Origin of the sequence: Janthinobacterium sp. CG3, from assembly GCF_000344615.1 — a bacterium.
Taxonomy (GTDB): domain Bacteria; phylum Pseudomonadota; class Gammaproteobacteria; order Burkholderiales; family Burkholderiaceae_D; genus Janthinobacterium.
Genome location: NZ_KB467824.1, coordinates 1,754,277 through 1,779,880, shown reverse-complemented (window position 1 = coordinate 1,779,880; position 25,604 = coordinate 1,754,277). Strand labels below are relative to the sequence as shown.

General features: G+C 68.0%; 27 protein-coding genes. 21 read left to right on the top strand and 6 right to left on the bottom strand.

Annotated elements, in window-relative coordinates:
• Positions 1-319: 319 nt before the first annotated feature.
• From JANGC3_RS0107615 to JANGC3_RS0107540, 16 genes are all read left to right on the top strand, one after another.
• Entirely contained in the window at positions 320-3,448 is a 3,129-nt protein-coding gene (locus tag JANGC3_RS0107615; protein ID WP_017875890.1) for an alpha-1,6-glucosidase domain-containing protein, read from the top strand.
• A gap of 260 nt (positions 3,449-3,708) precedes the next feature.
• A complete protein-coding gene (locus JANGC3_RS0107610) occupies positions 3,709-4,569 on the top strand; it encodes an urease accessory protein UreD (RefSeq protein ID WP_017875889.1) in 861 nt (286 codons plus the stop codon).
• A 25-nt stretch (positions 4,570-4,594) separates the two neighbouring features.
• Positions 4,595-4,897 carry an urease subunit gamma gene (locus JANGC3_RS0107605; protein ID WP_017875888.1) on the top strand — a complete coding sequence of 101 codons (303 nt, stop codon included), beginning with the start codon at positions 4,595-4,597 and terminating at the stop codon, positions 4,895-4,897.
• A 10-nt stretch (positions 4,898-4,907) separates the two neighbouring features.
• Positions 4,908-5,285 carry an urease subunit beta gene (locus JANGC3_RS28675; RefSeq protein ID WP_017875887.1) on the top strand — a complete coding sequence of 126 codons (378 nt, stop codon included), beginning with the start codon at positions 4,908-4,910 and terminating at the stop codon, positions 5,283-5,285.
• A gap of 1 nt (position 5,286) precedes the next feature.
• On the top strand, positions 5,287-6,987 hold the full coding sequence (ureC, locus tag JANGC3_RS0107595) for an urease subunit alpha (protein ID WP_017875886.1): 1,701 nt from the start codon (positions 5,287-5,289) through the stop codon (positions 6,985-6,987).
• 12 nt (positions 6,988-6,999) lie between these two features.
• On the top strand, positions 7,000-7,518 hold the full coding sequence (gene ureE / locus JANGC3_RS0107590) for an urease accessory protein UreE (RefSeq protein ID WP_017875885.1): 519 nt from the start codon (positions 7,000-7,002) through the stop codon (positions 7,516-7,518).
• A 2-nt stretch (positions 7,519-7,520) separates the two neighbouring features.
• Entirely contained in the window at positions 7,521-8,201 is a 681-nt protein-coding gene (locus JANGC3_RS0107585) for an urease accessory protein UreF (protein ID WP_026132693.1), read from the top strand.
• Between the two features lie 18 nt (positions 8,202-8,219).
• A complete protein-coding gene (gene ureG / locus JANGC3_RS0107580; RefSeq protein ID WP_017875883.1) occupies positions 8,220-8,870 on the top strand; it encodes an urease accessory protein UreG in 651 nt (216 codons plus the stop codon).
• 316 nt (positions 8,871-9,186) lie between these two features.
• On the top strand, positions 9,187-10,515 hold the full coding sequence (locus JANGC3_RS0107575; RefSeq protein ID WP_017875882.1) for a sigma-54 dependent transcriptional regulator: 1,329 nt from the start codon (positions 9,187-9,189) through the stop codon (positions 10,513-10,515).
• 391 nt (positions 10,516-10,906) lie between these two features.
• Complete coding sequence (locus JANGC3_RS0107570; protein WP_026132692.1) at positions 10,907-12,394, top strand: hypothetical protein; 1,488 nt, start codon at positions 10,907-10,909, stop codon at positions 12,392-12,394.
• Between the two features lie 133 nt (positions 12,395-12,527).
• Positions 12,528-13,043, top strand: coding sequence for a hypothetical protein (locus JANGC3_RS28670; RefSeq protein WP_232429674.1), 516 nt, complete (start codon positions 12,528-12,530; stop codon positions 13,041-13,043).
• Between the two features lie 2 nt (positions 13,044-13,045).
• A complete protein-coding gene (locus JANGC3_RS0107560) occupies positions 13,046-13,738 on the top strand; it encodes a cysteine peptidase family C39 domain-containing protein (protein WP_017875879.1) in 693 nt (230 codons plus the stop codon).
• Between the two features lie 18 nt (positions 13,739-13,756).
• Positions 13,757-14,254, top strand: coding sequence for a hypothetical protein (locus JANGC3_RS0107555; RefSeq protein WP_157406505.1), 498 nt, complete (start codon positions 13,757-13,759; stop codon positions 14,252-14,254).
• Between the two features lie 80 nt (positions 14,255-14,334).
• Positions 14,335-15,690, top strand: coding sequence for an acetate kinase (locus JANGC3_RS0107550; protein ID WP_026132691.1), 1,356 nt, complete (start codon positions 14,335-14,337; stop codon positions 15,688-15,690).
• 27 nt (positions 15,691-15,717) lie between these two features.
• Positions 15,718-15,948 carry a hypothetical protein gene (locus JANGC3_RS0107545; protein WP_017875876.1) on the top strand — a complete coding sequence of 77 codons (231 nt, stop codon included), beginning with the start codon at positions 15,718-15,720 and terminating at the stop codon, positions 15,946-15,948.
• Between the two features lie 127 nt (positions 15,949-16,075).
• A complete protein-coding gene (locus tag JANGC3_RS0107540) occupies positions 16,076-17,056 on the top strand; it encodes an MBL fold metallo-hydrolase (protein ID WP_017875875.1) in 981 nt (326 codons plus the stop codon).
• 81 nt (positions 17,057-17,137) lie between these two features.
• Here JANGC3_RS0107540 and JANGC3_RS0107535 read toward each other — a convergent pair whose 3' ends face one another.
• Both JANGC3_RS0107535 and JANGC3_RS0107530 read right to left on the bottom strand, forming a co-directional pair.
• Positions 17,138-18,193 carry an alkene reductase gene (locus JANGC3_RS0107535; RefSeq protein WP_017875874.1) on the bottom strand — a complete coding sequence of 352 codons (1,056 nt, stop codon included), beginning with the start codon at positions 18,191-18,193 and terminating at the stop codon, positions 17,138-17,140.
• 45 nt (positions 18,194-18,238) lie between these two features.
• The gene (locus JANGC3_RS0107530; protein WP_017875873.1) at positions 18,239-18,535 is read right to left on the bottom strand and encodes an ArsR/SmtB family transcription factor; all 297 of its coding nucleotides are present in this window, start codon (positions 18,533-18,535) and stop codon (positions 18,239-18,241) included.
• 391 nt (positions 18,536-18,926) lie between these two features.
• Between JANGC3_RS0107530 and JANGC3_RS0107525 the strand changes: the two genes are divergently transcribed.
• Positions 18,927-19,247: a DMT family transporter gene (locus JANGC3_RS0107525; RefSeq protein ID WP_026132689.1), complete on the top strand. Its 321-nt coding sequence runs from the start codon at positions 18,927-18,929 to the stop codon at positions 19,245-19,247.
• 160 nt (positions 19,248-19,407) lie between these two features.
• Here the strand turns inward: JANGC3_RS0107525 and JANGC3_RS0107520 are convergent, their stop codons facing one another.
• Positions 19,408-20,178 (bottom strand): substrate-binding periplasmic protein, encoded by a 771-nt coding sequence (locus tag JANGC3_RS0107520; RefSeq protein ID WP_157406504.1) that lies wholly within the window; start codon positions 20,176-20,178, stop codon positions 19,408-19,410.
• 124 nt (positions 20,179-20,302) lie between these two features.
• On the opposite strand from JANGC3_RS0107520, the gene JANGC3_RS0107515 reads away from it, so the two are divergent.
• From JANGC3_RS0107515 to JANGC3_RS0107505, 3 genes are read left to right on the top strand one after another with little or no spacing between them, the layout of a single operon-like run.
• Entirely contained in the window at positions 20,303-20,893 is a 591-nt protein-coding gene (locus JANGC3_RS0107515; protein WP_017875870.1) for a TetR/AcrR family transcriptional regulator, read from the top strand.
• A complete protein-coding gene (locus JANGC3_RS0107510) occupies positions 20,890-21,243 on the top strand; it encodes a DMT family transporter (protein WP_017875869.1) in 354 nt (117 codons plus the stop codon). The genes JANGC3_RS0107515 and JANGC3_RS0107510 overlap by 4 nt, the downstream gene beginning before the upstream one ends.
• Before the next feature lie 35 nt (positions 21,244-21,278).
• Positions 21,279-21,905 (top strand): flavin reductase family protein, encoded by a 627-nt coding sequence (locus tag JANGC3_RS0107505; RefSeq protein ID WP_017875868.1) that lies wholly within the window; start codon positions 21,279-21,281, stop codon positions 21,903-21,905.
• 34 nt (positions 21,906-21,939) lie between these two features.
• Here JANGC3_RS0107505 and JANGC3_RS0107500 read toward each other — a convergent pair whose 3' ends face one another.
• The gene (locus JANGC3_RS0107500; RefSeq protein WP_017875867.1) at positions 21,940-22,899 is read right to left on the bottom strand and encodes a succinylglutamate desuccinylase/aspartoacylase domain-containing protein; all 960 of its coding nucleotides are present in this window, start codon (positions 22,897-22,899) and stop codon (positions 21,940-21,942) included.
• A 160-nt stretch (positions 22,900-23,059) separates the two neighbouring features.
• Here JANGC3_RS0107500 and JANGC3_RS0107495 point away from each other — a divergent pair, with 160 nt between their 5' ends.
• On the top strand, positions 23,060-24,181 hold the full coding sequence (locus tag JANGC3_RS0107495) for an acyltransferase family protein (protein WP_017875866.1): 1,122 nt from the start codon (positions 23,060-23,062) through the stop codon (positions 24,179-24,181).
• Here the strand turns inward: JANGC3_RS0107495 and JANGC3_RS0107490 are convergent.
• Both JANGC3_RS0107490 and JANGC3_RS0107485 read right to left on the bottom strand, forming a co-directional pair.
• Positions 24,178-24,660 (bottom strand): hypothetical protein, encoded by a 483-nt coding sequence (locus tag JANGC3_RS0107490; RefSeq protein WP_026132686.1) that lies wholly within the window; start codon positions 24,658-24,660, stop codon positions 24,178-24,180. The genes JANGC3_RS0107495 and JANGC3_RS0107490 overlap by 4 nt on opposite strands.
• A 43-nt stretch (positions 24,661-24,703) precedes the next feature.
• Positions 24,704-25,579, bottom strand: coding sequence for a pirin family protein (locus JANGC3_RS0107485; RefSeq protein WP_026132685.1), 876 nt, complete (start codon positions 25,577-25,579; stop codon positions 24,704-24,706).
• Positions 25,580-25,604: the final 25 nt, after the last annotated feature.

The following is a 25,604-nucleotide window of genomic DNA, read 5'->3' as shown; positions in this document are numbered from 1 at the left end:
GCGCCCATCGCCGGCTAATGGCGTCAAGTTGGCGCGCCGGTAACGCTAAACATCCATCCGAGGCACGGGCCGGGGCCGGACCTTCAGGTCCGCCCCGGAGGGTTGCGCCCTTGGTTTTGATGAGTTCAACATCGCTACGCGTATTCCCCCCCCCAGCATTTCCGCCATATCTCCTCAACAATGTTTTTTCAAAAACATTTGTGTAGTAAAATTACAATCGAAGGGTATCAATCATTATCATCCTGTCGCGTGAATCCGCCAAGTGTGACACAAGAACGCGGGCGCGCAATGGGTTTACCCCATGCTCAAGGAGACAAGCATGCAATTGATTCGTAGTTTTATTTCACACCTGGGCGCGGCAACGGCCGCGGCCGGACTGGCGCTGTTGGCCGGATGCGGCGGCGGCGACGGCGCCGGCGCGGTGCCGGCGCCGCAGTACCACGCCAGCAGCGTCGCTGCGCCGCGGGCCGCCGCGCAGGCGGCCGCGACGATACGCGTCCACTACCACCGCGCCCAGGGCGATGCCGCCCGGTGGGGCGTGTACGCGTGGGAAGGCCCGCAAGTGCCCAGTTCGACCTGGATCAGCGACCGCTTCATGTTCGCCGGCGCCGACGCGTTCGGTGGTTTCGTCGACATTCCGGTCAACCTGGACCGCAGCGCGATGTCCTTCGTCGTCACCGACGGCGCCGGCAATAAGAACTGCGGCGCCGACCAGTCGGCCGCGTTCGCCGCCAACGTCGCCAGCGCGGGCCAGCAAATCTGGCTGCTCGAAGGCGACTGCAAGGTCTACGACGCGGCGCCCGCCGTCAGCGTGGGCAACCTTGGCAACGCCTCGGCGCACTGGCTGAACGCCGCGACCATCGCCTGGCCCGGCGTGCCGGCCAGCGGCAAGTACACCTTGTTTTACGCCGCCGACGGTGGACTCGGCGCGGACGGCGACGGCGTCACCGGCGCCAGCGCCAGCATCGACCTGGCCGTGGCGGGCGCGCTGCCGCCGGCGCTGAAGGCGCAGTATCCGCACCTCGCCGGCGCCACGGCGCTGGCCTTGTCGGCGCCCGACGCGGCGGCCGTCGCCGCCAAAATCAGCGGCCAGTTCGCGCTGGCGCAATACGACGCGGCGGGCAAGCTGCTGCAACTGACGTCGCTGCAATCGGCCGGCATGCTCGATTCGCTCTACGCGGCGGCGGCCGCCGATAGCAAGCTCGGCGTCACCATCGGGGCGGGCGGGGCGCCGACCTTCCGCGTCTGGGCGCCAACGGCCAAGTCGGTGGCGCTCGACCTGTATCCCGACGCCGACGGCGCCAGCAGCGTCCACGTGGCCATGACCAGGGCGGCGGCCAGCGGCGTCTGGCAGTACACCGCGCGCGACGCCGGCTGGGTCAACCGCTACTACTACACCTATACGGTGAAGGTACTGTCGCGCTGGGCCGACAACGCGCTGGTCAGCAACGTCGTCACCGACCCGTATTCGCTGAGCCTGAGCGCGAACGGGCGGCGCAGCTTCGTCGCCGATCTCGACAGCGAAGCGCTGAAGCCGCACGGCTGGGACCGCCAGTCGATTCCGCCGCTGGCGCACCCCAGCGATATCGCCTTGTACGAGCTGCACGTGCGCGACTTCAGCGCCAGCGACGCCACCGTCCCTGGCGCGCACCGCGGCAAGTTCCTGGCCTTCACCGACGCCGGCTCGAACGGCATGCGCCATCTGTCGGGCTTGCAGCGCGCGGGCCTGACGCACATCCACCTGCTGCCCAGTTTTGACATCGCCAGCGTGGCCGAAAGCGGCTGCGGCACGCCGAAGGTGCCGCGGGCGGCGCCCGATTCGAGCGCGCAGCAGGCCGCCGTCGCGGCGGGCGCGCAGGGCGACTGCTTCAACTGGGGCTACGATCCGGTCCACTACACGGCGCCGGACGGCGCCTTCGCCAGCGACGCCAACGACGGCGCGGTGCGCGTGCGCGAATTCCGCCAGATGGTCCAGGCGCTGCACGGCCAGGGCCTGCGCGTGGCGATGGACGTGGTCTACAACCATACCAGCGACGCGCGCCAGGGGCCGTTGTCGGTGCTCGACAAGATCGTGCCGACCTATTATTACCGGCTCAACGCCAGCGGCGCCATCACCACCGACTCCTGCTGCTCCGACACCGCCGCCGAAAACGCCATGATGGCCAAGCTGATGATCGACTCGGTGGCGACCTGGGCGCGCCAGTACAAGGTGGACAGCTTCCGCTTCGACCTGATGGGCTTTGCCCCGCTGGCGCTGATGACCCGCCTGCGCGACACCGTCAACCGCGCCGCCGGCCGCGAACTTTACTACTATGGCGAGGCGTGGAATTTCGGCAGCGTCGCCAACGACGCCCGCTTTGTGATCGCGCGCCAGGCGAATATGTTCGGCAGCGGCATCGGCTCGTTCAACGACCGCCTGCGCGACGCGGTGCGCGGCGGCGGTTGCTGCGACGGCGGCAACGCGCTGATCAGCCAGCAGGGCTTCATCAATGGCGCCTATTACGACCCCAACGCGCTGTCGACGCAAACCCTGGACGATCTGCTGCGGCTGGGCGACCTGGTCAAGGTCGGCTTGTCGGGCACCTTGCGCGACTACCAGTTCACCGACCGCAACGGCGTCCTGCGCAAGAACTCGCAGATCGACTACGCCGGCCAGCAGGCCGGCTTCACCGCCGATCCGGCCGAAAGCGTCAATTATGTCGAGGCGCACGACAACCAGACCCTGTTCGACCTGAACGCCTTCAAGCTGCCGGTGTCGACCAGCCCGGCCGACCGGGTGCGGGTGCACAACCTCGGCACGGCCATCACCGTGCTGTCGCAGGGCATTCCATTCATCCACGCCGGGCAGGAGTTGCTGCGCTCGAAATCGCTGGACCGCGACAGTTACAACGCCGGCGACTGGTTCAACCTGCTCGACTACAGCTATCAGAGCAACAACTTCGGCGTTGGCTTGCCGATGGCCGAGCGCAACCAGGAGAACTGGCCGCTGATGGCGCCTATCCTGCGCAATCCGCTGATCAAGCCCGATTCGACGGCGATCCGCGGCGCGCGCGACTACTTTGCCGAGATGCTGGCGATCCGCAACGACAGCTCGCTGTTCCGCCTGCGCACCGCGCAGGACGTCAGCGAGCGCCTGAGGTTCCACAACGTCGGCCCGCAGCAGGTGCCCGGCGTGATCGCCATGACCGTCGACGGCCAGCACCCGCGTCCTTATCCCGGCGCCAGGTACAAGAGCGTGGCGCTGTTGATCAACGTCGACAAGGTGGCCAAGTCGCTTACGGTCGCGGAGTTGCGCGGCAGGTCGTTCAAGCTGCAGACTTTGCATCGGGCCAACGGCGACGTGCGCGCGCGGGAAGCGCGCTTCGACGCCGCGACGGGGGCGTTCAGCATCCCGGCGCGCACGGCGGTGGTGTTTGTCGAGCCCGCGGCGCGCGCAATGGCCGACTAGCGGCAAGCGCGGGCGAGCCGCGCGGGTAGCGTAAAAAATGCCCGGCATGCACCATGCCGGGCATTTTTTTATGCGGCGGCGGGGTTGGCTTCGGCCGGTGGCTGGCGCGAGATTGAGCTGGCGTGGCGTGCCTACGCACCAAGGCGGTGCAAAATGCATAGCCTGGTGCGGATTGGACAGGCCGACGCAGTGCCTGCCTGGCCCTCGCGCTGGCACAAAATATGCTTAGTAGGCAGGTAATCTTTGGAAGAATGCCAGCCATGCCCGATAGCGCTACCACCGACCACCCGAGCACGAACGACAGCGCCTGGCACGCCCGCCTGACGCTGGGCTTTGCCGACGACGCCGGCACCACCCGGCTGGTCGAGCGCAGCCACGCCGGCCCCTTGCGCGTGCAAAAGCCGCTGTATCCGGAGGGCGGGGCGGTGTGCCACGCGATTGTCGTGCATCCGCCCGGCGGCGTGGTCGGCGGCGACCAGCTGTCGATCAGCGCGCGGGTCGGCCCGGCCGCGCACGCCTTGCTGACATCGCCCGGCGCCGCCAAGTGGTACAAGGCCAACGGCAAGGTGTCGCGCCAGCAGGTGTATTTGCAGGCGCAGGCCGGCGCCAGCGTCGAGTGGCTGCCGCAGGAGAGCATCTTCTTCGACCAGGCCCGCGTGGCGCTGGAGCAAACCGTGGTACTCGAAGCCGACGCCAGTTACATCGGCTGCGAGATCCTGTGCCTGGGCCGGCGCGCCTCGGGCGAAACCTTCAATAGCGGGAAAATCGCGCAGCGCACGCAAATCCACCGCGACGGCAAGCTGGTCTGGTGGGAGCAGGGCGCGCTGGCCGGCGGCGGCGAGATGCTGCGCAGCCCGCTCGGGCTGGACGGCCACAGCGTCTGCGCCACCTTGCTGGCGGTCGGCAAAGTGCTGCCGGCGGCGGCGCTGGCGAGCCTGCGCGAGGCCGGCCTGGACGGCGCCGGCAAGTTCGGCGTAACGCAGATGAAGGGCGTGCTGTCGGCGCGCTATCTGGGCGACGACAGCGAGCAGGCGCGCCGCGTGATGCTGGCCGTTTGGCAGCGCCTGCGCCCCTTTTTGCTTGAGCGCGCGGCCCCGGCGCTGCGCATCTGGAACACTTGAAACCTAGCCGTACAGGATAAACACGATGGATTTGACCCCCAGAGAAAAAGACAAGCTGCTCATTTTCACGGCCGGCTTGGTGGCCGAACGGCGCCTGGCGCGCGGCCTGAAACTGAACTACCCGGAAGCCGTGGCCCTGATCAGCGCCGCCATCATGGAGGGCGCGCGCGACGGCCGTTCGGTGGCCGAGCTGATGTCGGACGGCGCCAAGATCCTCAGCCGGGCCGACGTCATGGACGGCATCGCCGAGATGATCCCGGACATCCAGGTCGAAGCCACTTTCCCCGACGGCAGCAAGCTAGTTACCGTCCACAACCCGATTCCTTAAGGAGCGCGTCATGATCCCCGGTGAATACAAGCTGGAAGAGGGCGAATTGAGCCTGAACACGGGCCGCCCAACCGCCACGGTGGTGGTGGCCAACCGCGGCGACCGGCCGATCCAGGTCGGCTCGCATTTCCATTTTTTCGAGGTCAACCCGGCGCTGTCGTTCGAGCGCTGGCGCGCCTACGGCATGCGCCTGAATATCGCCGCCGGCACCGCCGTGCGCTTCGAACCGGGCCAGCAGCGCACCGTGGAACTGGTGGCGCTGGCCGGCGATCGCGTGGTGTACGGCTTCAACGGCGCCGTCATGGGCAAGCTGGCGGACGTGGCGCCGGGCGCGCCGGCCGGTGCGCCGGCGGCGGCGGACGCCGCCGCGCCGCGGGGGAAGGGATAACATGGCCACTATCGCGCGCGGCGCCTACGCCGAAATGTTCGGCCCCACCAAGGGCGACCGCATCCGCCTGGCCGACACCGAGCTGTTCATCGAGATCGAGCATGACTACGCGATCTACGGCGAGGAGGTCAAGTTCGGCGGCGGCAAGGTGATCCGCGACGGCATGGGCCAGTCGCAGCGCAACGCCGCCGACGTCATGGACACCGTCATCACCAACGCCGTCATCCTCGACCATTGGGGCGTCGTCAAGGCCGACATTGGCTTGAAAAACGGCCGCATCGCCGCCATCGGCAAGGCCGGCAACCCGGACATCCAGTCGAACGTGACGATGGCCATCGGCGGCGCCACCGAGATCATCGCCGGCGAGGGCATGATCGTCACCGCCGGCGGGGTCGACACGCACATCCATTTCATCTGCCCGCAGCAGATCGAGGAGGCGTTGATGAGCGGCGTGACGACGATGATCGGCGGCGGCACCGGGCCGGCCGTCGGCACCGCCGCCACCACCTGCACGCCGGGGCCGTGGCACCTGCATTCGATGCTGGGCGCGGCCGACGCCTTCCCGATGAACCTGGGCTTCCTCGGCAAGGGCAACGTCAGCCTGCCAAGGCCGCTGGAGGAGCAGGTGCTGGCCGGCGCCATCGGCCTCAAGCTACACGAGGACTGGGGCACGACGCCGGCGGCGATCGACAACTGCCTGTCGGTGGCCGACCGGATGGACGTGCAGGTGGCGATCCATAGCGATACCTTGAACGAGGGCGGCTTCCTGGAGCACACGCTGGCGGCGTTCAAGGACCGCACCATCCACACCTTCCACACCGAGGGCGCCGGCGGCGGCCACGCGCCCGACATCATCGCCGCGGTCGGGCAGGGCAACGTGCTGCCGTCGTCGACCAACCCGACCCGGCCCTACACCGTCAACACGCTCGACGAGCACCTCGACATGCTGATGGTGTGCCACCACCTCGACCCGGCCATCGCCGAGGACGTGGCCTTCGCCGAGTCGCGCATCCGCCGCGAGACCATCGCCGCCGAGGACATCCTGCACGACATCGGCGCCATTTCGATGATGTCGTCGGACTCGCAGGCGATGGGCCGGGTCGGCGAGGTCATCATGCGCACTTGGCAGACCGCCCACAAGATGAAGGTGCAGCGCGGCGCGCTGGCGCCCGACTGCGGCCGCAACGACAACTTCCGCGCCAAGCGCTACATCGCCAAGTACACCATCAACCCGGCCATCACGCATGGTATTTCCCACGTCGTCGGTTCGCTCGAGGAGGGCAAGATCGCCGACATCGTGCTGTGGAAGCCGGCCTTCTTCGGCGTCAAGCCGTCGATGATCCTGAAGGGCGGCATGATCGCGGCGGCGCAGATGGGCGACCCGAACGCCTCGATCCCGACGCCGCAGCCGGTGCATTACCGGATGATGTTCGGCGCCTTCGGCGGCGGCCTGAAAAAATCCTTCACCTTCGTCTCGCAGGCGGCCTACGACGCCGACATCGGCCACCAGCTCAAGCTGAACAAGTCGCTGATCGCGGTCAAGAACATGCGCCACCTGCGCAAGCGCGACATGATCCACAACGGCGCCACGCCGCGCATGGAAGTCGATCCCGAAACCTACGAAGTGCGCGCCGACGGCCAATTGCTGGTCTGCGAGGCGGCCAAGGTGCTGCCGATGGCGCAGCGCTATTTCTTATTCTAAAAGGAGTGTTCGATGCTGACCCTGCATAGCAAAATCACGGGCGCCGAGGCGGTCGAGGCGGAGCTGGTGCTGCCCTACGAGCTGCGCGAGAAATGCCGCCTGCGCGCCACCCTGTCGAGCGGCGAGGAGGTCGCCGTGTTCACCGTGCGCGGCACCGTGCTGCGCGACGGCGACCTGTTGACCGGCGAATCGGGCCGGGTGGTGCGCATCGTCGCGGCCAGGGAGCCGACCTACCTGGTGCGCTGCGCCGACGCGCACACGCTGCTGCGCTGCGCCTTCCACCTTGGCAACCGGCATACCCAGGCGCACGTCGGCGACGGCTTCCTGCGCATCCGCCGCGACCCGGTGCTCAAGGAAATGCTGGAGGGGCTGCGGGCCAGCGTCACCGAGGAAAGCGCGCCGTTCGAGCCGGAGGCGGGCGCCTACGGCGGCGGCCACGGCCACGCCGACGACGGCGGCCACGGCGGCCACAATCCGCTGGCGCCGATCCCGCTGCGGCAGAAAATCCACCGTCCGCACGACCCGGCATGACGATGCAGGCGTCCGCGCTGCTGCACCTGCTGCAGTTCGCCAGCCCGGCGCTGCCGATCGGCGCCTACAGCTATTCGCAGGGGCTGGAGGCGGCGCTCGAGCGCGGCGCGGTGCGCGACGCCGCCGGCGCGCGCGACTGGATCGTGCGGCACCTGCACGAGGTGGTGGCGCCGTGGGAGGCGGCCGTGTGCTGGCGCCTGATGCGCGCCTTCCAGGTGCGCGACGTGGCGGCGGTGCAGCGCTGGAGCGAGCGCTTCGTCGCCTCGCGCGACAGCGCCGAGTTCCGCGCCGAGACCATCCAGATGGGCTATTCGCTGACCAAGCTGCTGGCCGGGCTGGGCGTGGCCGACGGCGCGCTGATCGAGACGCTGCAGGGCCAGCCCGAGGTGGCGCTGCCGACCGCCTACGCCTGCGCGGTGGTGGCGCTGGCGATCCCGCACGACGCCGCGCTGCTGGCGATGCTGTTCGCCTGGGCCGAAAACCAGGTGCTGGTGTGCGTCAAATCGGTGCCGCTGGGGCAGGTGGCGGGGCAGCGCCTGCTGCTGTCGCTGCGCGCCGAGCTGGAGGCGGCGGCGCGCTACGCGCAAGAGGTGCCGGACGACGACATGTGCAACTGGGCGCCCGGGCTGGCGCTGCTGTCGATGCAGCACGAAGTGCAGTACAGCCGGCTCTACCGTTCTTAACATCATGAGGAGACAACTATGACAAGCCACACATCCAACCCGCTGCGCGTGGGCATCGGCGGCCCGGTCGGTTCGGGCAAGACCGCGCTGTGCGAAATGCTCTGCAAAGGCATGCGCGAACACTACGACATGGCCGTCATCACCAACGACATCTACACCAAGGAGGACATGGAAATCCTGCTGCGCGCCGGCGCCCTGCCGGCCGAGCGCCTGATGGGCGTTGAAACCGGCGGCTGCCCGCACACGGCGATCCGCGAGGACGCCTCGATCAACCTGGAGGCGATCGCGCGCATGCAGGCCGACTTCCCCAACCTCGACCTGATCCTGGTCGAATCCGGCGGCGACAACCTGGCCGCCACCTTCAGCCCGGAGCTGTCGGACCTGACCATCTACGTCATCGACGTGGCCGGCGGCGAAAAAATACCGCGCAAGGGCGGCCCCGGCATCACCCGCTCGGATCTGCTGATCATCAACAAGACCGACCTGGCGCCCTACGTCGGCGCCAACCTCGACGTCATGGCGCAGGACGCCAAGCGCATGCGCGGCGAGCGGCCGGTCGTGTTCACCAACCTGCGCAGCGGCGCCGGCGTGGAGACGGTGATCAAGTTCATCCGCGAGCAGGGCCTGCTGGACCAACACCACCATTTCACCCCGGGGGAAACGGCATGACCCACATCGCCAAGCGCGGCGGCGCCATGCTGGGCTTGCGCTAAGCTGCCGCATCGCGTGAAAAAAACCACCGGCTCAAGCGCCGGCGGTGTCGGACCCCAGCCCTTGCCCTTGGTTCGCTCCCCCCCCAACATGCCCGCGCGTATCGATTTGCAGTTTTTCGCAGCCCAAGGCATGATAGATGCGCGCTGACCGGGGCGCCGCCGGCGGCGCGGCCCCGCCGGATTCGTCCGCGCTATTTTTTTGCGCTTAATATTGTATTTTAATCATTATTACTTATATGTAAATCAATCCGATTCACCTTGGAGGCAGGGACATGCTCAAAAAGCAACTGCTGTACGTCACGCTGGACGGTCCGCCGCCGCTGTCCGAGGCGGCGCCGGCATGGGCGGATGACTGGGTCATCCACCGCGTTGCCGGCCTGCGCGAGGCGGCCCGCGTGTTGCGCGAACAGCCGTGTCTGGTCGGGTTGCTGCTCGGCACGGCGCGCGCCGACGCGCTCGACGACATCGACAGTTTCCTGCGCCAGCACTGGGGCGTCCAGTGGGTCGGGGTGTTCCATCCGAGCACGCTGCAGTTGCCGGACTGGCGCCGCCTGGTGGCCGAGCATTGCTGCGATTTCCATACCCTGCCGATCGACCCGCTGCGGCTGGGCCACACGCTGGGCCACGCGCACGGCTACGCGACGCTGCGCGAGGCGCCGGCGTTGGCATCCCAGCGCGGGACGGCGTTGAAGGGCCACGGCGGCGCCATCAGCCGCCTGCGCCGGCAAATCAGCCGGGTTGCCTCGGCCAGCGCGCCGGTATTGATCTGGGGCGAGAGCGGCAGCGGCAAGGAACTCACCGCGCAGGCCATCCACGCGCAGTCGGCGCGCGCCGGGGGGCCCTTCGTGCCGATCAATTGCGGCGCGATTCCGGCCAGCCTGATCCAGTCCGAGCTGTTCGGCCACGAGCGCGGCGCGTTCACCGGCGCGGCGCGCGAGAAGCGCGGTCTGATCGAGTCGGCCGCCGGCGGCACGGTCTTCCTCGACGAGATCGGCGACTTGCCGATGGAGTTGCAATCGAATTTGTTGCGCTTCCTGCAGGAAAAGACCATCTACCGGCTCGGCTCGACCCAGAGCATCGAACTCGACGTGCGCGTGATCGCCGCCTCCCATATGAATCTGCAAAAGGCGGTGGCGAAGGGCGCCTTCCGCGAAGACCTGTACTACCGCCTGAACGTGCTGGCGCTGGACGTGCCGCCTTTGCGCGAGCGCAAGGACGACCTGGCTTTGCTGGCAAACCATTTCTTCGCGCAGTTCGCGGCCGAACGGGCGCCGCGCGTCAAGGGGTTCAGCGGCAAGGCGCTGGAGGCGGTCAAGGCGCACGACTGGCCCGGCAATGTGCGCGAGCTGATCAACCGGGTGCGGCGCGCCATGGTGATGGCCGAAGGGCGCCTGATTTCGCCGCAGGACCTGGGGCTGGAGGCGCCGCTGCGGCGCAGCAACGGCGACGCGCTCGACGGCATCCGCCTGCGCGCCGAGCGCGACGCCATCGACGCCAGCCTGGACCGGGCCGGCAAGAACATCAGCCAGGCCGCGCGCGACCTGGGCGTCTCGCGCATGACCCTGTACCGCCTGCTGGCCAAGCACGGCATCCACTGCTGACGCGCCGGCACCGCCGCGTGCGCCTGTCGCGGCTGTCACAGCCTGGGCGGCCCCGGTCACAACCTTGATACACCTTTCGCGCGCGCAAAAGCCAATGCGCCGCCCGCTTAAGTGATTGATTTTACGCGATATTTCCTGACCCGTTCGAACGCCCGGCAGACGCCGGCCGGCCTCGCCGTCACAGCGGTGTGACAGGCGCAGCCGATTTGCCGGCCGCGCTGTCGCGCCGAGTGCGCCGGCGGCACCCGGTATTGTTATAAAAATCCTTAATATTCAAAAGCTTAGCGATATTTTGTTGGGGCTGGCACTGAGTTTGCATTGACAGTCTGTGCTTAGCGGAGTCCGCCAAGCCAGATTTATCCTCGGCTAACTTTTTCAATAAGGAACTGCAATGAAAAAAACTCTTCTAGCGGCAGCTATCGCCCTCGCCTTCAGCCTGACTGCACAGGCACAGAACGGGGCGGTGAACGCGGCCAACGACACACCGGGCAGCAACACCCAAACTGCGAGCAACACCACCACGCAGGGCGGCGCCGGTCCGTCGGCGTACGACAATTCGTACGCCACGCAAGACAACTACTCGGATCAGAACAACGACAAGAGCACCGGGCAAAACAACAGTTCCGGCGAGGCCGCCGCAATGGGCTCCGGCGCTTCCGCCGCCAACAACGGCGGCGTATCGACGGCGAACTTCACCAACTCGTTTAACACCTCGAGCGCCACCGCCGTCAGCAGCCTCTCCGGCACGGTGACGGGTAACATGGTGAGCAATATCGGCAACTACGCGACCAACCTCGGCAACGCCAACGGCGGCGCCGGCGCCGGCGGCACCGGCGGCCACGGCCTGGGCGGCTTGGCGGTCGGCGTCGGCGCCCGCGGCGGCGACGCCAGCGGCGCCGCCGGCGCCAGCGGCGCGCGCGGCGGCGACGCCGCTGGCGGCGCCGGCACCGGCGGCAGCGCGGCGGTCGGCGACAGCCTCGCCGGACGCGGCGGTGACGGCGGCGCGGCGCGCGACGCCAACACCGGCGCCGGCGGCATGGGCGGCATGGGCGGCGCCGGCAGCCGCGGTGCCAACGGCGGCGCCGCGACGGGCGGTGCCGGCGGCAACGGCGGCAGCGCCGGCGACAGCTACGGCGGTCACGGCGGCGCCGGCGACGGCGCCGGCGGCAACGGCGCCCGCGGTGGCTGGGCCGGGGGCAACCCCGGCGGCGCGGGCGGCACCAGCGGCGGCGCCACTGGCGGCGCCGGCGGCAGCGCCGGCATGCCTCCTGACGGCGGCGCTGGCGGCGCCTCTACCGACACGGCCGGCGCGGGCGGCGCCGGCGGCACCAGCACCAGCGGCGCCGGCGGCGCCGGCGCGGCCGTCACCGGCACCGGTGGCGCGGGCGCTTCCGGCACCGGCGGCGCCGGCGGCGCGGCGGGCGCGGGCGCGACGGCCACCAGTACCGGCGGCGCTGGCGCCGCGGGCGGGGCAGGCGGGGCAGGCGCCGCCAGCGGCAACGCCAGTAACACGGCCGGTAGCGGCGCAGCTGGCGGCGCCTCCACCAACGGCAGCGCCACCAGCGGCGCGGCCACCGGCGGCAGCGGCACCGCGGGCGCCGGCGGCGCCGGCGGCGCGGGCGGCACCAACACCGCGGGCGCGGGCGGCGCGGGCGGCACCAATACCGGCGGCGCCGGTAGCGGTGGCGCGGCCGCGGGCGGCACCGGCGGCGCCGGTGGTAGCAACAGCGTGAACGCGGGCAGTTTCAATATGGCGAACACCATGACGGGTACGGCGCAGTCGGCGGCCGGGCTGCTGGTCATTAGCCAGAACAGCGGCCTGTCGTCGTTGATCCAGCAAAGCGTGACGGTCCAGGCGAACTTGTCGCTGGGACGGTAATGGCCGCCGCCGCGCCCCTCCCGCCAGGGTAGGGCGCGGCGTGAATGCCGCGCCGAACGAAGCGAGCCGCCCGGCGGCGGCACCCGCGACCCGGGTGCCGCCGCCGGGTGGTGTAACAGGACAAGGAGGCAATATGGGATGGATACGATGCATGGGCGCCGGCGTGCTGGCGCTGGCGGCGGCGGTGCCGGCCCGGGGCGACGAACTCGCGTCGGCGTGGCTGGACGGCGCTGCCGAGCAGCCTGCCGCGCCAGCGGACTGGGGATGGACCCCGCCGGCGCTCGCCGACGGCAGAATGCGCAATTTAGCCGGGCCCATCGCCGAGCCGATGCCGGCGTCGGTGGCGGCGCTGATGGCGATCGCGCCGCCGCCCGTTCAAGTGCGCTTGGGCGGCGGTGCGGACGGCTTTAGCGTGGCGGTAGCGCTGGAGCAACTCGAGCAGTCGCGCGGCGGCGCCGACACCGTCAGCAACGAGGCCAGGCTGAGCGGCGTGGTCAGCGGCAACGCGGCCGTCAACGTCAGTACCGGCAACAACATCGTCAACGGCGCCGCGTTCAGCAACGCCGCCGGCATACCGGTGGTGATCCAGAATTCGGGGGCGAACGTGCTGATCCAGAACGCCACCGTCGTTAATTTGCAGCTGCGCTGACCATGGGCACGCTGTCGACAACCCTGCTGGCCGCGGCGCTGCTCGCCGACGGCGCCGCCGCCACGGCGATGGAGTTCGGTAGTCTGGGCGGGGCGCGTTTCCAGGTTCCGGTGACGAGCCTGAAGGAGGCGCGTTTCCTCACCACGCTGCGCCAGCAATACGATTTCAGCTGCGGCTCGGCGGCGGTGGCGACCCTGCTCAGCCACCACTACGCCTACCCCGTCAGCGAACAATTTGTGTTTGAGCAAATGTACTTGCTCGGCGACCAGACGAAGATCAAGAAAGAAGGCTTTTCTTTGCTCGACATCAAACGCTTTCTTGCGGCGCACGGCTTCGTCGCGGACGGCTTTCAATTACCGTTGCACAAGCTGCTTGACGCCGGTTTCCCCGCCATCGTGCTGTTGTCGGATCACGGCTACCACCATTTCGTTGTCGTCAAGGGCTTGAGCGAAAGCCGGGTGCTGGTGGGCGACCCGGCCGGGGGCACCCGGGCGATGGCCCGCGACAGCTTCGAGGCTATGTGGCGCAGTAAACTGTTGTTTGTCATACATGGCGTGCCGGCGCGCGCCGGGCCGGCGCGTTTCAACGCCGCAGCCGACTGGCGCGTGGCGCCGACGGCGCCGCTGGCCACGGCGGTCAACCGCAACGGCCTCGACACGGTGACGATCCCCAGGCACGGCCAGGGGGAATTTTAAGCGGGAGGTGGTATGCGAATGAATCAAGGGTGTATGCCGGCTTGCCTGCTGTGGCTGGCCGGCCTGGGCGCGCCGGCGCTGGCCGCCGGCGTCGCCGACGACTGGACCCCGGTGTCCGAGGCGGTGCTCGACGAGGCGCGCGGCGGTTACGACCTGGGCGGCGGCCTGGTGATGTCGCTCGGCATCGAGCGCATGGCCAGCGTCAACGGTACCGTCGTCTCCAGCAGCTCGTTCAGCATTGCCGACGTGTCCAGGCTGGGCCAGCGCGAGGCGGCGCTGGTCGGCGAGGCGGCCGCCGCGCTGAACCTGCTGCAAAACGGCGCCGGCAATACCTTTATTGCGGGGCCGATGACGCAGACGGCGGCCGGCACGGTGATACAGAACAGCCTGAACGACCAGGTGCTGCGCACCCATACCGTGATCAACACCAGCGTCAACAGCCTGGAGTTATTAAAAATGATCAATTTTGAAGACGGCCTGCGCAACGCGCTTAGCAACGCCATCGGCGCGCGCTGAGCGTCGCGGGCCGGTCCCGGTTGCGCCGGCGCTGGCCGGCGCTCGTAATTGGTTTTCGCACTCATTCTCGAGGAGAAATAATGCAACGAAAAAAAATGGTACGTTTCGGTGTCGCTGGCGTGTCGGCGCTGCTCCTGAGCGCGGCCGCGCACGGCCAGCAATTCAACGGTAGCCGCGCCGAACTGGTGGATCAGCTTGAAACGATGAAAAAACAGCTCGCCGAGCAAAAACAATTGCTCGAAACACTGCGCCATTCGGTCGGCGAGCAAAACCGCAGTATCGCCGAGCTGCGCCGCAGTGCCGGCGGCGTCGGCAGCGAGGTGTTGGCCGGCCAGCGCGGCACCGGACCGGGCGGTACCGGCGCCGACCCGGTTGCGCCCGGGCCGGCGGCGCCAAGCCAGGGGCAGGAGCCCGGGCAAGGACTGGGGCTGGCGCAAAACCCCGGCGCGGTCGGGCGCCCGCCGGTGCGCAGCGGCCGTCCGCCCGAGGTCGCGCCGCTGTTCGAGCAACCGGGCGTGCTCACGCCCAGGGGGAAATTTGTGCTGGAACCGTCGCTGCAGTTCGGTTATGCGTCGAGCAACCGGGTTGCGCTGGTCGGCTACACCGTCATCCCGGCGCTGCTGATCGGCCTGATCGACGTGCGCGAGGTCAAACGCAACACCTTCACGGCGGCGCTGACCGGGCGTGCCGGCATCAGCAACCGTGTCGAGGTGGAGGCCAAGCTGCCCTATGTGTACCGCTCCGACGCCACCGTCAGCCGGGAAATCTTTACCGGCACCGCCGTCGAACGGGTCTTCGACACCAGCGGCAAGGCCCTTGGCGACGTCGAACTGGCGGCGCGCTACCAACTCAACGACGGCGGCGCCGACAAACCGTATTACGTCGCCGGCCTGCGCTTCAAGTCGCGCACGGGGCGCGACCCGTTCGAGGTCGTCACCGACTGCCAGCAGCGCTGCATCGGCCTGAACGCCACCGGCACCGGGCTGCCGCTGGACCTGCCCACCGGCTCCGGGTTCTACTCGCTGCAGCCCAGCCTTACCTGGTTGTTCCCGTCCGACCCCGCGGTGTTTTTCGGCAGCGTCAGCTATCTGCACAACTTCAAGCGCAAGGACGTCAGCCGCAGGGTGCTGAACGGCGGCACCGAAGCGCTGGGCACGGTGGAACCGGGCGCGGTGCTGGGCTTTAACTTCGGCATCGGCCTGGCGCTGAATGAAAAAGCCTCGCTCAGCCTGGGTTACGACCACAACACGGTAGGGCGCACGCGCCAGAACGGCGCGGTCGTGCCCGGTTCGGTGCGCACGCAGCTGGGCACCCTGCTGGTCGGCTACTCCTACCGCCTGAACGCCAACAAGTCATTGAATGTCGCGCTCGGCGCCGGCTTGACCCGGGACACCCCCGACGTGTCGCTGACGGTGCGCGTGCCGATGACCTTTTAACAGAGATAAACCTATGGAGTGTCAACCATGCACAGTTACAGCGAGCCGGACCCCTTTGTCGGCAGCAACGCCAGGACCGATGCCGCCACCGCCGAACTGGTCGAGCGCGGCGTCGAATTCAACAAGACGCTGGGCAAGACCGTCGCCACCGCGTATTTCAAGGAAAACCGCGTGCCAGAGCCGGTCATTCAACGCATCCTGAGCACGTCGCGCGCACGCCGGGCCGCCAAAACCGGCGCGCCGGCGCCGCGCCATTGAGGCGCTGGCGGGCGCCGCCGCCGGCCCGGCTTCCTTGTCCCTTTCCACGCACAGCATGGCGGCGCCGCGTTGCCGCGCATTCAGCGATATAGTGTGGAATTGTCCAGTAATTTTGATAAGGAAAACAATGAACGAACCCCTGTACCGGTCGGCGCGCACCGCCGCCTTTTTTGCCGCCGCCGTGGCCACCACGGCCACCATGGCCGCGGCGCCGGCGTACGCCGCCGCGCCGATGGCCAAGACCTCGGCGCCCGGCTATTTCCGCATAATGCTGGGCGACTTCGAAGTCACCGCGCTCAGCGACGGCACCGTCGAACTGCCGGTCAACAAGTTGCTGACCCGTACCACGCCGGCGAAGGTCGACCAGGCGCTGGCGCAGGCGTTCCTGAGCAGCCCGCTGGAAACCTCGGTCAACGCCTATCTGGTCAACACCGGCAGCAAGCTGGTGCTCATCGACGGCGGCGCCGGCGGCCTGTTCGGCCCGACGCTGGGCAAGTTGCTGGCCAATTTGAAGGCGTCCGGCTACCAGCCCGAGCAAGTCGACGAAATCTACCTCACCCATATGCATCCCGACCATGTCGGCGGCTTGGCCGCCGGCGAACAACTGGCGTTTCCAAACGCCGTCGTGCGCGCCGACAAGCACGAGTCCGACTACTGGCTCAGCCCGGAGAATCTGTCCAAGGCCGGCGCCGATACCAAAAGCTACTTCGTCGGCGCGCAGGCGTCGGTCGGACCCTACGTCAAGGCCGGCAAGTACCAATCCTTCGAAGGCAATGTCGAGCTGGCTCCTGGCGTGCGCTCGTATGCCAGCAAGGGCCACACCGCCGGGCACACTAGTTACGTGGTTGAAAGCAAAGGCCGGAAGTTGCTGTTGATCGGCGACCTGATCCACGTGGGCGCGGTGCAGTTCGACCACCCCGAGGTCACCATCGCCTTCGACGGCGACGGCAAGGCCGCCGGGGCCGAGCGCAAGAAAGCCTTCGCCGACGCGGCCAAGGCGGGCTTTCTGCTGGGGGCCAGCCACCTGCCGTTCCCTGGCATGGGGCATGTGCGCGCGCAGGGCCAGGCCTACCGCTGGGTGCCGGTCAACTATACCCAGCTGCGCTGATCGGGGCGGTCAAGGCGCCGCCAGGCAGCGTAAAAAAGGCCGCATGACGCGGCCTTGTTAATACCTTACTGCGACAGGCGCTTACGCCAGCGCCGGGTAGTCGGTGTAGCCCTCGGCGCTCGCATGGTAAAACGTGGCCGGATTCGGCTGGTTCAACGGCGCGTCCGTTTCCAGCCGGCGCGGCAGGTCCGGATTGGCGATGAACAACTGGCCGAACGCCACCGCGTCCGCCTCGCCGGCCGCCAGCACCTGCTGGGCGGTGCGCTTGTCCATCTTTTCATTCGCGATGTAGACGCCGCCGAACTCCCTCTTCAGCAAGGGGCCGAGGCGGTTCTCTCCTACCGCTTCGCGCGCGCAGATGAAGGCGATGCCGCGCTTGCCCAGCTCGCGCGCCACGTAGCCGAAGGTGGCCAGCGGGTCGGAGTCGCCCATGTCGTGCGCGTCGCGCCGGGGCGCCAGGTGCATGCCCACGCGCGCGGCGCCCCACACGTCGACGCAGGCGTCGGTCACTTCGAGCATCAGGCGCGCCCGATTTTCAATCGAGCCGCCGTAGGCGTCCTCGCGCCGGTTGGTGCTGTCCTGCAGGAACTGGTCGAGCAGGTAGCCGTTGGCGCCGTGCACCTCAACGCCGTCGAAACCGGCTTTCTTGGCGTTCTCCGCGCCCTTGCGGTAGGCCGCGACAATGCCCGGCAGCTCGTCCGTCGCCAGCGCGCGCGGGGTCACGTATTCGCGCTGCGGACGCACCAGGCTGACGTGGCCGCGCGGGCCGATCGCGCTGGGCGCCACCGGCAGGGCGCCGTCGAGGAAGACCGGATCGGAGACGCGGCCGACGTGCCAGAGTTGCAGGAAAATGCGGCCGCCCTCGGCGTGCACCGCCTCGGTCACCAGTTTCCAGCCTTCGACCTGTTCATCGGACCAGATGCCCGGCGTGTCGGCGTAGCCGACGCCCTGCGGCGTGACCGAGGTCGCTTCGCTCAGGATCAGGCCGGCGGAGGCGCGCTGGCGGTAATATTGCGCCATCAGCGCGTTGGGCACGCGGGCGCCGCCGGTGGCGCGGGAACGGGTCAGTGGCGCCATAATGATGCGGTTTCTTAATTGCAGGTCGCCGACGGTGATCGGATCGAATAAGTTTGCCATTGTGCTTCCTTGTGAGATGCGCCACGGTGGACGCTGTGAGACTGCTTATAGCCCGTTGTTCATGTGTTCGAGAAAGGCCTGGATGGTCTCCTCGTTGCGTTTGAAAAAACTCCATTGCCCGACCTTGCGCGATGTCACCAAGCCGGCCTTTTGCAAGGTCGCCAGATGCGCCGACACGGTCGATTGCGACAAACCGACGCGCTTGTCGAGCAGGCCGGCACACACACCGAACTCCAGCGGATGCTCCTGCTCGGCAAAATTCAGCTCCGGCTCCTTGAGCCATTGCAGGATGTTGCGCCGCACCGGATTGGCCAGGGCTTTGTGAATTGCATCGATTTCCATCTTGTACTCCGCTGTGTGACGGTCTTACTTCGTCGTTCGACGATGTGTATATCGGGTGTTTCGAATTTCAATATCGCCATATTACGATATAAATCAAAAGCCTGCTGGCGGGTGTAAAAAACGCGGGGAGGGCGGGGCGGCCGCGCGGCCGCCCGTGGCTGGACGGGCCGTCAGTCCAGGCGGTGCAATGCCAGCGCGAGGTATCGATGCCCTGATGAAAATAAGTGCGAGCGTGCCAATGATCGCCTACGGTGGGCGTTGGCAAGAAGCCCCGGTGCCGGCGGCAATGTATTGCCAATGATATACTAGGGTTTCTTTTGCTCCTGTGGGGACGACCCCGCTTGATTCGGGAGCCGGGTAGGGACGACCTTGCCGCAACGGGGGGAATCCTATGACCTGGGGAATACTTTTTTTAGCCGGACTGTTGGAAATCGGCTGGGCCATCGGCCTGAAATACACTGTCGGTTTTACGCGACTGTGGCCGTCGGTGCTGACCGTCATCTCCATGGGGGGGAGCGTCGGCATGTTGGGGCTGGCGCTGCGCACCTTGCCTCTGGGCACGGCCTACGCGATCTGGACCGGCATCGGCACCGTCGGCACCGCCATCTTCGGCTTCATGGTGCTGGGCGAGCCGGCCGGTGCGATGCGCCTGGTGTGCATCGCCGCCATCATCGCTGGCATCGTCGGCCTGAAAATACTCTCGCCGCATTAACTGCAAGCGGGCCGATGCGCTGAAAAATTTACGAGCGGGTATGCGCTAATACCCTTCCGACACGAAACGTTTCACGGTAACTTAGCGGTATCAGCGGGCTGACCCCGGCTCTTTGCCTGCGGTTTGCCGTGAGCGTTCCCGGCCCCTTTATATAGGAAGTTCAGCGGCCGTCCGCCCAGCGCTTGTAGATCCGCGCCATCTCGCCGTTCGCATGCAACCGGTCAATCGCGCGCTCGACGATGGCCGCCGCCGCCGGATCGGCCTTCTTGCTGATCCAGAAATAGATCGGCTCTTCCTTCAGTACCCCTGGCAACATGCGCACCTTGCCGCGCACCTCGTCCGACTGCAGCAGCCAGCCCATGGTCAGCTCGTTCATGTAGAAAAAGCGGCCGTGGCCAGCGGCGACCTTCTTCAAGTTCACCATATTGTCGCCGGTGCTGTCGTCCACCGCCAGCCCCATCACGCGCAGCTGCTCGGAGTAGCTGGCGCCGCGCGGCGTGGCGATCAGCGGCTTGAGCTTGATCAGCTCGTCGAAATTGCGCGGCATGGCCGTCTCGGCGCTGGCTGCGGCCAGACGGTGCCGCACCGAATACAGCGGCTGGCCGACGATGCGCGCGATCTGCTGGCGCCGCGGCGTGTCGAGCAGCGCGCAGGCGGCACCGACGGCGCCGCTGCTGAGCGATTGCTCGATGACCGGCAGCGAGCGGTAGTCGGCGTAGCCCGAGAAACGCACGCGCGGCTCGATCTTTTCAATCGCCGCCAGGATGTCGGGACACAGGCCGTCCATGCGCCCGCCGCGTATCACCCATTTCGGCGGAATGCTTTCCTGCGCCAGCACGCGCAGCTGTATCGGTCCTTGCTCGGCGGCGGCCGGGCAGGGCTGGACCACCAGCGCCGCCGACCCCAACATTAGTTTCCCCAAGTTATTCATGTTGTCTCCTGAGAACGAATTGTAGCCCTCGCGGGCGTGTCGCGCCAGTCGCCAATGGGGGGGGCGGCAACGGTCCCCGGCAAACACCGCTTTGAAACAATCCGTCTGTATGGTATCTTTACGCATGACCGACGCCCACCGCCGCAAAAAACAACCCGACCTGTTGCGCCAGCAGTTGCTGCGGGCCGCCGCCCACCTGGCGCTTGAACACGGCGCCCAGGGCGTCAGCATGGACGGCGTCGCGGCGCTGGCCGGCGTCAGCAAAGGCGGCCTGCAACACCATTTCCGCAGTAAACAGGCCTTGCTGGACGCGCTGTTCGAGCAGTCCCAGCAACATGTGCAAGAGGTCATGGCCGCCGAGATGGCCGCCGAGGCCGACGCTGGCGCGTCGGCATACGGCCGCGTCACCCGCGCCTACCTGCGCGCCACGGCGCACATGGCGGACCACGACGGACAGTCGTCGTGGCGGGCGCTGACGATCCTCATGCTGGCCGACCCGGCGCTGCGGGCGCGTTGGAGCAGCGCCATCCAGGAAGCGCTACCGGAGGAGCGGGCCGACAGCGAGCAGGAACGCGCGACGCTGCTGCTGTGCCGGCTCGCCGCCGACGGCTTGTGGCTCAACGACGTACTGGGCTGCCACGCCATCGCCGCGGCGCGGCGCGCCGAACTCCTGCGACAACTCGAACGCATGACCCATAGAAAGGACGCGGTATGACCCCCACCTTGACCCCCACCCTGAGCTACCTCTACCTGGCCATCGCCATCGTCGGTGAAATCATCGCCACCAGCGCGCTCAAGGCAAGCGACGGCTTCAGCCGCCTGCTGCCAAGTGTGCTTACCATTGTCGGTTACGCGGTGGCGTTCTGGTGCCTCTCGTTGACGATACGCGTGTTGCCGGTCGGCATGGTGTACGCGATCTGGTCCGGCGCCGGCATCGTCCTGATCTCGGCGGTGGGCTGGATCTGGTTCAAGCAGGCGCTCGACCTGCCGACCATGCTCGGGATGGGCCTGATCATCGCCGGCGTCGTCGTCATCAACCTGTTCTCGCCATCCGCCGGGCACTGAGTCCACCGCCATTTTTCCAGCACCAGGGAGCCAGCGTGACAGACGATTCACATTTCTACGAACCGGCCAAGGGCCACGGCCTACCGCACGACCCGTTCAACGCCATCGTCGGGCCGCGGCCGATCGGCTGGATCTCCTCGCGCGCGGCGGACGGCGTGCTCAACCTGGCGCCGTACAGCTTCTTCAACGCCTTCAACTACACGCCGCCCATTGTCGGATTCTGCAGCCTGGGCCGCAAGGACAGCCTGCGCAACGTCGAACAGAGCGGCGAATTCGTCTGGAACTTGGCGACCCGGCCGCTGGCCGAGGCGATGAACCTCAGCAGCGCGCCGGCGCCGGCCGACGTCGACGAATTCGCGCTGGCCGGCCTGACCCCGGCCGCCAGCCGCATCGTCCAGGCGCCGCGGGTGGCGCACAGCCCGGTGTCGTTCGAATGCCGCTGCAGCCAGATCGTGCGCCTGAAAGACGCCGCCGGCGCCGAACTGGGCGCCTGGCTGGTGCTGGGCGAGGTGGTCGGCGTCCACATCGACCGCGCGCTGCTCAGGGACGGCGTCTACGACACCGCGAACGCCGGCCACATCCTGCGCGGCGGCGGCCCGGCCGACTATTTCGAAGTGCTGCCGGAGTCGCTGTTCAGGATGACGCGGCCGCCGTATCCCTGAGGCGGCGCGCCGCAATCGACCCGCGCCGGCGCGGCTAAAACGCCGGATTGGCGCGGGCGAAGTAAAACCACTCGGCGCCGGGCGCCGCTGCGCCGTCGGGAAACAGCATCATGCCGTCGGCCTCGGCCAGCACGGGCGCGCCGTCGGCGCGCCGGCCGATCGGCTCGCCCCGGCGCAGCCGGTCGAAGCTGCGCCAGTCGCGGCAAAACGCATCGGCGGCGTCAACCTTGTCGTACACCGCGACGATACTCAGCGCCTCCAACGCGGCGGCGCCGACCGGCTCCGGCGCGGGCGCCTCAATCAGGCCGAGGAAGGCGAGGGCGTTGACGATCGCCCGGTAAGCCACCTGCGGCGCGGCCGGATCGGCGTGCTGGCCGCACTCCAGCGTGATCGCGTAGCCGCCGCTCGACCGCATGTACTCGGTGGTGCCGACGCCGTAGCGCAGCGCCAGCGCGACGTCGACGCCGGCGCCCGAACGGCGCCGCACGCCCATGGCGTAGGTGGCCAGCCAGCCGTCGACGAAGCGGCGCACGCCGAGCCGGCGCGCCAGCGTGCGTTCGGCCGCCTGCTGCGCGAACGGCTCCAACGGCCCGCCGTTGTCGCGCGGCCCGACCAGCGCGAACGCCTCGCCGGGCGCCTGGAACGAATGCAAATCGAGCAGCACGTCATGCCGCGCCAGCAAAGGGCACAGCCAGTTGGCGACGCGGTCCTCGAAATCGGCCGGCGCGTCGTGGGGGAAGAGATGGCGGTTCAGATCGCGTTCGCCGGCGCGCTCGCCCCTGGCGTACGCCAAGGGATTGGCGACCGGTACCAGGGTCAGGCTGCCGGCGGCGACGCGCAGCGCGCCGCCGTCGAGCTGCGCCATCAGCCGGCCGATGGCCCGGGTGCCGCAAGTCTCGTTGCCGTGCACGGCGCCGAGAACGATCAGGCGCGGCCCGGCGCGCTGGCCGGTATAGTTAAACGACGTAAAATGCGCTGGGCTGCTCGCCGGCATACTGGTCTGGCTCCGAAACGATGGGGGACAAGGTCACGCCCCCATTCTAGCGGGATTGCGCCCGGCGCATGAAAAATCTGGCCAAGGCCGCGCAGTCGTGGCATCATCGGCCTGCGTCGAGCGGGCGCCCGGTCCCGCTGGCGCCAACGCCCCGTTCAACATGACACCTGCCACCGGCACCGCCCGCAACCACGGCCTCGACACGCTGCGCGCGCTGGCCATCGTCCTGGTCTTCATGAACCACTACCTGCTGTTCGTCAGCGACGGCGGCGCCTTCGGCTTCCTCGGCGAGGCCGGCTGGATCGGCGTCGACCTGTTCTTCGGCCTGAGCGGCTACCTGATCGGCAACCAGATCGTCGCCGCGCTGCGCAGCGGCCGGCCCTTCTCGCTGAAAAACTTCTACGCGCGGCGCCTGCTGCGCACCCTGCCCAACTTCTACGTCGTGCTGGCGTTGTACGCCTGCTGGCCGGCGTGGCGCGGCAACGCCGCCATGCTGCCGCTGTGGAAATACCTGAGCTTCACCCAGAACATCAACCTGACCCCCGGCACCGTGTTCTCGCACGCCTGGTCGCTCTGCGTCGAGGAACAGTTCTACCTGCTGCTGCCGGCGCTGGCGCTGCTGATCGCCGCGCGGCGCCGCTCGCTGGCGTGGGCCTGGGGCGCGCTCGCGGCCGGCATCGCCGCCGGCATGCTGCTGCGCGCCTACATCTGGGACGACTATGTCGGCCACGCGCGCGGCGGCCTGGCCTACTACAAATACATCTACTACTCGTCGCTGTGCCGCTGCGACGAACTGCTGGCCGGCGTCGCGCTGGCGCTGCTCAAAAACCACCATCCGCGGGCGTGGGCGCGCGCCACCGCGCACGGCAACCGCAGCCTGCTGGCGGGGCTGGGCTGCGCCGCGCTGAGCATCTACCTGTTCCTCGGCGACCGCTACGGTTACGCCGTCAGCGTGTTCGGCTACCCGCTGCTGGCGGCCAGCGTCGCGCTGCTGATCCTCTCCGCGCTCAGCCCGGCCTCGCTGCTGCGGCGCACCCGCGTGCCCGGCGCGGCCAGCCTGGCGCTGTGGTCGTACGCGCTCTACCTGACGCACAAACAACTGTGCATCCTGCTCAAACCGGTATGCATGGCATGGGGCATGGGGCCGGACACGGCGCCGGCCATGCTGGCGATGGCCGCGGCCAGCGTCGCCGCCGGCTGGCTGCTATACCGGCTGGTCGAAACGCCGTTCATGCGGCTGCGCCAGCGCCACGTGCCGAGCAACTTCGCCTGGCCGGCCTAGCGCGGCGCGGCAATCGCCGGCAGCGACTCGATCACGTCGAAGGGCGACTGCATCTGCGCCAGGAACGCCAGCAGGCTGCGCACCCGCTCGCCGGCCTCGTCGTGCCGCGTGCCGTGGATGGCGGCGCGCAGGCCGGGCAGCGCCTCCTGCGTATGCGCGCTGCGGAAGGCGGCGATCAGCAACAGCGCCAACTCGCCGGCGTTGCCGTTGCGGCGCATGCGCTCTTCGAGTACGCCAAACAAGGCGCGCTGCATGCGCGGGGTCGGATTGACGATATACGCGAACACCGTGGGCGTATTCGAAATGGCCGCGCACAGGCGGCGCTCCACCTCGTCGGGCTTGACGTCCGAGGCGATATCAAAATAAGCGGCGTTCCAGCGCGTGCGCGCATACGGATGACCGGGCGGAAACGAGTCGGCGGTATCGAAACCGCAGACCCGGCTCAAATACTTGAGCCATGCAATAAAAGTAGAAGCCATGCAGCGATTCTAGCCGCAAACGCCGAAGCGCACCGGCGCGCGTTCACTCGCCGAGGCGGCCGGCGCGGAAGTCGTCGATCGCTTCGGCAAGCTGGGCCTGGGTGTTCATGACGAACGGGCCGTGCTGGGCGATCGGCTCGTTCAGCGGGCGCCCGGCGATGAGGATGACGCGGCTCGCTTCGCTGGCGTGGATCCGCACGCCGTCGGCGCCGGCGCCGTTGGCCAAAATCGCCATGCGCGCGCTCGCCACCGCCTTTTCGCCGACGCTGACGGCGCCGCGGAAGGTGTAGAAAAAGGCGTTGTGGCCCTGCGGCAGCAACTGGCTGTAGTCGGCGCCGGCCGGCAGCGCGATGTCGAGGTAGAGCGGCTCGGTGACGTCGCGCTGCACCGCGCCGGCGACGCCGTGGCTGCTGCCGGCGATCACTTGCACGGTCACGCCGGCCGCCGTGGTGAAGCGCGGGATGTCCTGGCTGGCGAAATCGCGGTACCAGGGTTGGCGCATCTTGTCGGCCGCCGGCAGGTTCAGCCATAGCTGGAAGCCTTCCATCACGCCTTCTTCCTGCTCCGGCATTTCCGAGTGGATCACGCCGCGCCCCGCCGTCATCCATTGCACGCCGCCACTGCTCAGCAGGCCCTCGTGGCCGGCGCTGTCCTTATGGCGCATGCGCCCGGCGACCATGTAGGAGACGGTTTCAAAGCCGCGGTGCGGATGCTCGGGAAAGCCGGCCAGGTAGTCGTTCGGCTTGTCGCTGGCGAAGGCGTCGAGCATCAGGAAGGGGTCCAGGCGGCGCTGCAAGGTTTGCGTCAGCACCCGGTTGATTTTGACGCCGGCGCCGTCCATCACGGCCTGGCCGGCGACGACGCGCTCGATGCCGCGGCCGTGTTGCACTCGTTCCGGTGTCACTATCGCTTGTGTCATGTCATTCTCCAGTTGCTAAAATCGC

Coding starts and splice junctions, on each gene's coding strand:
- JANGC3_RS0107615 (WP_017875890.1), top strand. CDS start 320: ATGCAATTGATTCGTAGTTTTATTTCACACCTGGGCGCGGCAACGGCC.
- JANGC3_RS0107610 (WP_017875889.1), top strand. CDS start 3,709: ATGCCCGATAGCGCTACCACCGACCACCCGAGCACGAACGACAGCGCC.
- JANGC3_RS0107605 (WP_017875888.1), top strand. CDS start 4,595: ATGGATTTGACCCCCAGAGAAAAAGACAAGCTGCTCATTTTCACGGCC.
- JANGC3_RS28675 (WP_017875887.1), top strand. CDS start 4,908: ATGATCCCCGGTGAATACAAGCTGGAAGAGGGCGAATTGAGCCTGAAC.
- ureC (WP_017875886.1), top strand. CDS start 5,287: ATGGCCACTATCGCGCGCGGCGCCTACGCCGAAATGTTCGGCCCCACC.
- ureE (WP_017875885.1), top strand. CDS start 7,000: ATGCTGACCCTGCATAGCAAAATCACGGGCGCCGAGGCGGTCGAGGCG.
- JANGC3_RS0107585 (WP_026132693.1), top strand. CDS start 7,521: ATGCAGGCGTCCGCGCTGCTGCACCTGCTGCAGTTCGCCAGCCCGGCG.
- ureG (WP_017875883.1), top strand. CDS start 8,220: ATGACAAGCCACACATCCAACCCGCTGCGCGTGGGCATCGGCGGCCCG.
- JANGC3_RS0107575 (WP_017875882.1), top strand. CDS start 9,187: ATGCTCAAAAAGCAACTGCTGTACGTCACGCTGGACGGTCCGCCGCCG.
- JANGC3_RS0107570 (WP_026132692.1), top strand. CDS start 10,907: ATGAAAAAAACTCTTCTAGCGGCAGCTATCGCCCTCGCCTTCAGCCTG.
- JANGC3_RS28670 (WP_232429674.1), top strand. CDS start 12,528: ATGGGATGGATACGATGCATGGGCGCCGGCGTGCTGGCGCTGGCGGCG.
- JANGC3_RS0107560 (WP_017875879.1), top strand. CDS start 13,046: ATGGGCACGCTGTCGACAACCCTGCTGGCCGCGGCGCTGCTCGCCGAC.
- JANGC3_RS0107555 (WP_157406505.1), top strand. CDS start 13,757: ATGAATCAAGGGTGTATGCCGGCTTGCCTGCTGTGGCTGGCCGGCCTG.
- JANGC3_RS0107550 (WP_026132691.1), top strand. CDS start 14,335: ATGCAACGAAAAAAAATGGTACGTTTCGGTGTCGCTGGCGTGTCGGCG.
- JANGC3_RS0107545 (WP_017875876.1), top strand. CDS start 15,718: ATGCACAGTTACAGCGAGCCGGACCCCTTTGTCGGCAGCAACGCCAGG.
- JANGC3_RS0107540 (WP_017875875.1), top strand. CDS start 16,076: ATGAACGAACCCCTGTACCGGTCGGCGCGCACCGCCGCCTTTTTTGCC.
- JANGC3_RS0107535 (WP_017875874.1), bottom strand. CDS start 18,193: ATGGCAAACTTATTCGATCCGATCACCGTCGGCGACCTGCAATTAAGA.
- JANGC3_RS0107530 (WP_017875873.1), bottom strand. CDS start 18,535: ATGGAAATCGATGCAATTCACAAAGCCCTGGCCAATCCGGTGCGGCGC.
- JANGC3_RS0107525 (WP_026132689.1), top strand. CDS start 18,927: ATGACCTGGGGAATACTTTTTTTAGCCGGACTGTTGGAAATCGGCTGG.
- JANGC3_RS0107520 (WP_157406504.1), bottom strand. CDS start 20,178: ATGAATAACTTGGGGAAACTAATGTTGGGGTCGGCGGCGCTGGTGGTC.
- JANGC3_RS0107515 (WP_017875870.1), top strand. CDS start 20,303: ATGACCGACGCCCACCGCCGCAAAAAACAACCCGACCTGTTGCGCCAG.
- JANGC3_RS0107510 (WP_017875869.1), top strand. CDS start 20,890: ATGACCCCCACCTTGACCCCCACCCTGAGCTACCTCTACCTGGCCATC.
- JANGC3_RS0107500 (WP_017875867.1), bottom strand. CDS start 22,899: ATGCCGGCGAGCAGCCCAGCGCATTTTACGTCGTTTAACTATACCGGC.
- JANGC3_RS0107495 (WP_017875866.1), top strand. CDS start 23,060: ATGACACCTGCCACCGGCACCGCCCGCAACCACGGCCTCGACACGCTG.
- JANGC3_RS0107490 (WP_026132686.1), bottom strand. CDS start 24,660: ATGGCTTCTACTTTTATTGCATGGCTCAAGTATTTGAGCCGGGTCTGC.
- JANGC3_RS0107485 (WP_026132685.1), bottom strand. CDS start 25,579: ATGACACAAGCGATAGTGACACCGGAACGAGTGCAACACGGCCGCGGC.